This window comes from Mycobacteriales bacterium (genome assembly GCA_036497565.1).
Lineage (GTDB): Bacteria > Actinomycetota > Actinomycetes > Mycobacteriales > QHCD01 > DASXJE01.
In genome coordinates this window covers 1-6,373 of record DASXJE010000169.1, presented here as the reverse complement: position 1 = coordinate 6,373, position 6,373 = coordinate 1, and the positions used below count along the sequence as shown (strand labels likewise).

Sequence of the window (6,373 nt, the reverse complement as noted above, 5' to 3'; positions counted from 1 at the left end):
GCGGACACGCTCGTGGTGCCCGGCTTCGGCCCGCTGGATGACCCATCGGACGCCGTGCTCGATGCGCTGCGGGCGGCCGCGGCCCGGGGTACTCGTATCGCCTCGGTGTGCGTGGGGGCGTTCGCGCTGGCCGCGGCGGGTTTGCTGGACGGCCGGGGCGCCACCACGCACTGGGAGCACGCCGAGGAGTTCCGCACCCGGTTCCCCGCGGTGCGGCTCAATCCCGACGTACTCTACGTGGACGCAGGACAGGTGCTGACCAGCGCCGGCATCACCGCCGGCATCGACCTGTGCCTGCACCTGTACCGGCTCGACCGGGGCGCGGCAGCCGCCGCCGAGGTCGCCCGACGCATGGTGGTGGCCTTCCACCGGCCCGGCGGGCAAGCCCAGTTCTCCCATCGGCCACTGCCCGAGCCGGGCGCCGGGCTGGTCCGCACCTTCGACTGGGCGGTGGCCGAGATGCACCGCCCGCTGAGCGTGCACCACCTGGCCCGGCACGCAGCCATGGCCCCGCGCACCTTCGCCCGGCTGTTTCGACAAGAGACGAACATGACCCCGATGCGCTGGCTCAACCTGCAGCGGGTGCTGGAGGCGCAGCGGTTGCTCGAGGCCACAGACCTGGCCGTCGACGAGATCGCCCGCCGCTGCGGGCTGGGCACGGCGGTGAGCCTGCGCGCGCAGCTGGCCCGCCACGCCGGCACCACACCGAGCGCTTATCGTGCGGCGTTCCGCTCGTCCGGCTGACCGGCGTCGCCGTCCTGGCAGCAATCTTGCCGTCGTTGGCCGTCGGGCCTCTCGTCCGCTCGGCCGGCGCGGCGCAGGGTGGTGGTCATGACGAACATCGACATGCTCCTGGAGCGCAACCGAGCCTTCGCCCGCACCAATGCCCGGGACCGCGTGCCGACCATCCCGTTCATCCCCAATCGGCAGACGTTCGTGATTACCTGCATTGATCCTCGTGTGGACCCGGCCGCCGTTCTCGGCCTGCAGCTCGGTGACGCCATCGTCGACCGCAATGTCGGCGGCCGAGTCACCCCAGCGGTGCTGCAGGACGTGGGCTGGATCAGCCATCTGCATCGGGCCAAGACCCCGTACGCCGAGTGGTTCGAGCTGGCCGTCATCCACCACACCGACTGCGGCTCCGGGCTGCTGGCCGACGACGCGTTGCGCCATGCGTTCGCTGATCAAGGTGGCTACGACGATGCCGCGCTGGCGGCGCTGGCCGTCCTCGACCCGGCGACCACCGTGGCGGCCGACGTAGCCAGTCTGCTGGCGTCGCCGATGGTCGACCCGAACATCAGAGTCTCTGGCCACGTCTACGACCTGGCGACCGGGCTGGTCACCGAGGTGGTCGGCCCAAAGTCCCGCAAGGATGACTGAGGCACCGGGTCTTGACCACACCTCAACGTGGGTGTAGTTGTATACAGTATGGTATGTACGTCCGCGCAGTAGTGCTCGGTGGGCGCTACAGAGAGCGAAGGCTTGCACCCTCATGTATGCAGTCATCAACCCGTCGACGGGTGAACTGATCGAGGAGATCCCGAACGCAACCGACGAGAAGGTTCGGGCGGCGATCGACCGGGCCCACCACGAGCGGGGCGAGATTGTCGAGTTGCTGACCGTGAACGAGGTCGCCGTGACGCTGCGAGTCTCGAAGATGACGGTGTACCGGCTGATCCACGCGGGTCGGCTAGCGGCGATCCGCGTAGGTCAATCTCTGCGACTACCCCGAGGCTCGGTGGACGCGTTCGTCGGATAGGCCGGTCCGTCACGCCGGCGGCGGGATGCGCGTCAGCTCAGCGCTGTTCCGCGTTGGCGCGGCGCACTGTGCTGAACCGGAGTTGATATGCGGCGGGGCTGATGGACAGCTCTCCCGCGAACACGGCTGCGGCGAGGATGAATGCGCCTGTGCAGATCGACGCGACCCGGCCGGCTCGGGCTGCCGGCACCCGCACGGCTTCGGCCAGGTCCGAGACAGCAGCACGATCCGGTAGTCGGCGCCAAACCGGTTCGTCTCCTCCGCGGTTCCGCCCGTCCGGATCTGAGGGATTCCTGGCCGGATAGATGCGGCGTCAAACGCGGAATGGTCGGCAGCATGGACGCACACATTCCAGTAACCGTTCCCGGAAGGCGACGAGGCCATGTCCGAGGTCATCGCGGGGGTGCAGGTTCCTGAGACGGCGGCGGTCGCCGAAGCGACTCGTCTCATCCAGGAGACGACCAGTCCCCTCATCTACCACCACTCCCGCCGTATCTTCTTCTTCAGCGAGATCCACGCCCACAAGCTCGGGGTGAAACCGGATCCCGAGCTGCTCTACCTCGCCGCCATGTTCCACGACACCGGTCTTCTGACGCCCTTCTCCGAGGTGCAGCAGCGTTTCGAGGTGGATGGGGCCGACCACGCGCGGAAGTTCCTGCTCGAGCGCGGTTTCTCCACGGCCGCCGCCGACACCGTGTGGACCACGATCGCCCTGCACACAACGCCGGGAATTCCCGACCGGATGGGCCCCGAGATCGCCTCCATGTATCTCGGCGTGCTGACCGAGGTGCTCGGTTTCGGCCTGGACGGGCTCGACACCGATCAGGTGCGGGAAATTCTCGCCGTCCATCCACGGGGCGACTTCAAGAACGAGTTCCTGCGGACGTACTTCGACGGGCAGAAAGACCGCCCGGAAACGACCAACGGAACCGTGAACTCCGATGTTCTCGAGCACTTCGTCCCCGATTTCCGGCGCACGACCACCGTCGAGCGCATCGTCGGCTCGGCCTGGTCGAGCTGACCGGATCACCACGGAAGACACCGCGATGAATGGTGTGGGTCGCACGTACCACCAAGACGAGCTGGTCGTTTTCATCTCCACCACAGGAGCAGAGCTCAAGGTCGACGATCCGCACGGGTAGGCGCCGCGGGCGATCAATGACCCTCGTCGGCGCTCTCCAGCAGTCGGTTGACAAGTTCCGGGTCGTGGTCGTTGATGAATGACGTGGTTTCGGCGATGAGTCGGTCGAGGTGCTCACGCATCGCCGTGGCGGCCCCTTCGCCGTCACCCGCGGCGAACGCCTCGTAGATCGCGGCGTGCTCGGCGACGCTCTTCCGGCTGGTGTGTCGGGTCCGCAGGATGACGTCGAGCATGGCCTCGACGTGGTCGAGGGAGGGGTCCAAGGAGATCCGGGTCATCGCGGCCACGAAGGGGTTGTCGGTGAACGACGTCACGGTCCGGTGGAAGTTGAGCACCAGCGAGCGCGGGATGTGTTCACCGTCACCGGAGAGGGCTTCGCGGTGTCCCCGGTTCGCCGCCTCCAGCTGTGCCAATGACGCGGGGTCCGCGCGACCAACGCCCTGACGCACCGCCTCCGGCTCGATCGCCCGGCGCCCTTGCAGTAGGTGCAGTACATCGGTGGCGGTGCGCACGTCGGCGGCGCGGTCGAGCAGTGTGTGCTGCTCGCGACCTCGCAGTCGAGATCGCAGAACTTCGCTCCCTCGGGCCGTGAGCAGCCTGCCCTTGCGCCCGGCCGGGGTGGTGAGGTCGAGCTCGTCCAGCTCGCGCAGTCTCCGGCTGACCGTGGCCTCGGAGAGCGTTCGGCCCTGAGCACTCAGGGCCCGCCTGAGGTCGCGGGCTCCGACCGGACCTTGCACCGAGTCGATCGCCTGGAGCACAGCGGTGTCGACGTCGATCTCCCCGACGTCGGTCGGGCGGAACCTGCGCGACGGCATAGCGCCTCCTCATCGAGGGATGTCCCAGTCAATCATAAATGACGCACGTTCGTCATGATTGACAAACGCGAAGGATTGATATGACGATGTTCGGCAAGCTGCCCACGCCACAGAGGCCCGCGCGAGAGCACGGCGGCCCGCGGGCGAGGAGGCCCCATGACTCGGCCTGCCAGACCCGCACCAGCCCCGGAACCAACCGCTACGCCGCCCGCGGTCGGCAAGGTTCGGTGGATCATGATCGGCTTGGCGTTCACCGCCATCGCCATCAACTACATCGACCGCGCGAACCTGTCGGTCGCCCTGCCCTACCTCGACGAGGAGCTCCACCTCGACCCCGCCCTGGCTGGTGTGGCCCTCGGCGCGTTCTTCTGGACCTACTCGCTGTTCCAGATACCGCTCGGCTGGTTGGTCGACCGCATCGGCGCGCGCACCATGTTCGCCGCGGCCGTCGCGTGGTGGTCCGTGTTCACGGCGGCAACCGTGCTGGCCCGCGGCTTCGGCTCCCTGTTCGGCCTGCGCCTGATGCTGGGCGTCGGCGAGGCCGGTGCCTTCCCGGCGGCCACACGTGTGGTCGAGGAATGGTTCCCCCGGCGCGAGCGAGCGATCGCCTCCGGCATCTACGACAGCGGTGCTCGCGGTGGCACCCTACTGGCCATCCCGTTGGTCACCGCCCTCATCGCGGGCCTGGGTTGGCGTGGGTCGTTCCTGGTCACCGGGGGGATCGGCCTGGTCTGGGTGGCGGTGTGGCTGTGGGCCTACCGCGTGCCCCGGCTCAACCGCTGGGTCACGCCCGAGGAACTGACCTACATCGAGAGCGGCGGGGCTCGCACCGAGGAGTCCTCCAGCAGTCCGACGTTGCGCTGGCGTGACCTGTTCCGCAACCGGACCATCTGGGGTATGGCGGTCGGCTTCGCCTGCCAGAGCTACGTCATCTACTTCTTCATCACCTGGTTTCCCACCTACCTGGTCCATGAACGGCACTTCACCCTGCTGCAACTGGGCATCTGGGGGACCGTCCCGGGACTGGTCGCCTTCGCCGGCAACTTCCTCGGCGGATGGGCCTCCGATGGCCTGGTCCGCCGTGGGCGCAGCCTCACCTTCGCGCGCAAGACCTGCATCGTCGCCGGCATGCTCGGCTCCGCGCTCATCGGGCTGGTCGGTCTGGCCCCCAATGCCGCGCTCGCACTGGTACTGCTGTCGATCTCGTTCGGCAGCGTCACCTTCGCGACGTCCTCGATCGTCGCGCTGCCCGCTGACATCGCGCCGACCTCCGGGCCGTCGCTTGCCGGCTCCATCCAGGGCTTCCAGAACGGGATCGCCAACCTTGCCGGCATAGCCAGCCCCGCGGTGATCGGCGGACTGTACGGCGCCACCGGCAGTTTCGGTTGGGGACTGGTCTCCGCCGCGCTCGTCGCACTGATCGGCTGCGTCATCTACCTCGTCGTCGTCGAACGAATCGAACCCATCGACCACCGAGAGGACACCGCAACAGCGTGACTGAAGACCGACTCAACCTTCCATTCGTGGGAATCCCCTCGTTCTTGCGGTCCCCGGTCCACACCGACCTGAAAAACCTGGACGCGGACATCGCGTTCCTCGGGGTGCCCAGCGACGAAGGGTCGCCCTGGTACCCCGGCGCTCGGATGGCGCCACGCGTCGTCCGGGAGATGTCGGTGCGCTACGCCGAATACGGTGCGGTCCAATCCGCCGCCGGGATCTACGACATCGACACCGACCGGCACTACCTGCAGTACGAGCGACGCAACCAGCGGATCGTCGACTGCGGAGACGTCGACATCCTCTACACCAACCCCGAGGGCACATTCCGCAACATCAGCGACGCCACCTCGCACATCCTGCAGGCGGGTGCCATCCCCGTGGTGTTCGGCGGCGACCACGCGATCAGCTACGGCGTGGTGCGCGCGTTCGAGGAGCCGATCTCGATCGTGCACTTCGACGCACACCTGGACTACCGGCCGTTCGTCCATGGCGTGGAGTACGCGAACGGCAGCCCGATGCTCAAGATCGGCAAGCTCCCCCATATCGACCGGATGGTCCAGGTCGGCACTCGGAGCATCCGCACGAGCAAGGCCGCCCTGCAGGAATCCCTCGACCGAGGCAACGCCGTCGTCACCGTCAACCGGCTGCGCCGAGACGGTCCGCAGAGCATCCTCGGGGAGCTACCCCAGGGCGGCAAGGTCTACGTGAGCATCGACATCGACGTCCTCGACCTGCCACTGGTCCCCGGCTGCGCCTCGGCCGAGCCGGAAGGGTTCGGATTCGAGGAGATGCGCCAGATGCTGTTCGCCATCGCCCGCCACGGCGACGTCGTCGGGATGGACGTCGTCGAGATCAACCCGATGCTGGACGTCCGGGCGAACAACACGTCTCTGCTAGGAGCCCAGCTGGCCATCGAACTGGTGGGCCGAGTCGTCGAACAACCCGCCTACCTCGCCCGTAAGGGACGCCCTCAACCACCTCAAGCATCTCCTCGATCGGCAAGTGATCCGGTGGATGCCGAAACTGCACCGCACTCGTTGCACACAGTCCGGCGTATCTGATTGCGTGCGCCCCATGGTTGATCATTCGGCCGGCGGGCCAAGCTCAGCCCGGCCGGGCCGTTCGGTCACCAGGTACAGCGGGCGCTTCCGCGGCTGG

General features: G+C 67.6%; 8 protein-coding genes. 6 read left to right on the top strand and 2 right to left on the bottom strand.

Translation table 11 applies throughout. From position 1 onward, the window contains the following. The 3 genes from VGH85_14370 to VGH85_14360 form a co-directional block, all read left to right on the top strand. On the top strand, positions 1–744 hold a 744-nt coding region (locus VGH85_14370), incomplete at its 5' end, for a helix-turn-helix domain-containing protein (GenBank protein HEY2174989.1). Positions 745–831: 87 nt separating this feature from the next. Next, on the top strand, positions 832–1,380 hold the full coding sequence (locus VGH85_14365; protein ID HEY2174988.1) for a carbonic anhydrase: 549 nt from the start codon (positions 832–834) through the stop codon (positions 1,378–1,380). Between the two features lie 223 nt (positions 1,381–1,603). Beyond that, complete coding sequence (locus tag VGH85_14360; GenBank protein ID HEY2174987.1) at positions 1,604–1,759, top strand: helix-turn-helix domain-containing protein; 156 nt, start codon at positions 1,604–1,606, stop codon at positions 1,757–1,759. Positions 1,760–1,796: 37 nt separating this feature from the next. Here VGH85_14360 and VGH85_14355 read toward each other — a convergent pair whose 3' ends face one another. Further along, positions 1,797–1,949: a hypothetical protein gene (locus tag VGH85_14355; protein ID HEY2174986.1), complete on the bottom strand. Its 153-nt coding sequence runs from the start codon at positions 1,947–1,949 to the stop codon at positions 1,797–1,799. 192 nt (positions 1,950–2,141) lie between these two features. Between VGH85_14355 and VGH85_14350 the strand changes: the two genes are divergently transcribed. Beyond that, complete coding sequence (locus tag VGH85_14350) at positions 2,142–2,780, top strand: HD domain-containing protein (GenBank protein HEY2174985.1); 639 nt, start codon at positions 2,142–2,144, stop codon at positions 2,778–2,780. A 134-nt stretch (positions 2,781–2,914) separates the two neighbouring features. Here the strand turns inward: VGH85_14350 and VGH85_14345 are convergent, their stop codons facing one another. Next, entirely contained in the window at positions 2,915–3,715 is an 801-nt protein-coding gene (locus VGH85_14345) for an FCD domain-containing protein (GenBank protein ID HEY2174984.1), read from the bottom strand. A 234-nt stretch (positions 3,716–3,949) separates the two neighbouring features. Here VGH85_14345 and VGH85_14340 point away from each other — a divergent pair, with 234 nt between their 5' ends. Together VGH85_14340 and VGH85_14335 are read left to right on the top strand one after the other, a co-directional pair. Beyond that, positions 3,950–5,212, top strand: a complete 1,263-nt coding sequence (locus tag VGH85_14340) for an MFS transporter (protein ID HEY2174983.1) — start codon at positions 3,950–3,952, stop codon at positions 5,210–5,212. After that, entirely contained in the window at positions 5,209–6,276 is a 1,068-nt protein-coding gene (locus tag VGH85_14335; protein HEY2174982.1) for an arginase family protein, read from the top strand. The genes VGH85_14340 and VGH85_14335 overlap by 4 nt, the downstream gene beginning before the upstream one ends. The last annotated feature ends 97 nt before the right edge of the window (positions 6,277–6,373 follow it).

What these genes read in the sequence shown, in the direction of transcription:
- VGH85_14365 (HEY2174988.1), top strand. Translation starts at nt 832, where the DNA reads ATGACGAACATCGACATGCTCCTGGAGCGCAACCGAGCCTTCGCCCGC.
- VGH85_14350 (HEY2174985.1), top strand. Translation starts at nt 2,142, where the DNA reads ATGTCCGAGGTCATCGCGGGGGTGCAGGTTCCTGAGACGGCGGCGGTC.
- VGH85_14345 (HEY2174984.1), bottom strand. Translation starts at nt 3,715, where the DNA reads ATGCCGTCGCGCAGGTTCCGCCCGACCGACGTCGGGGAGATCGACGTC.
- VGH85_14340 (HEY2174983.1), top strand. Translation starts at nt 3,950, where the DNA reads ATGATCGGCTTGGCGTTCACCGCCATCGCCATCAACTACATCGACCGC.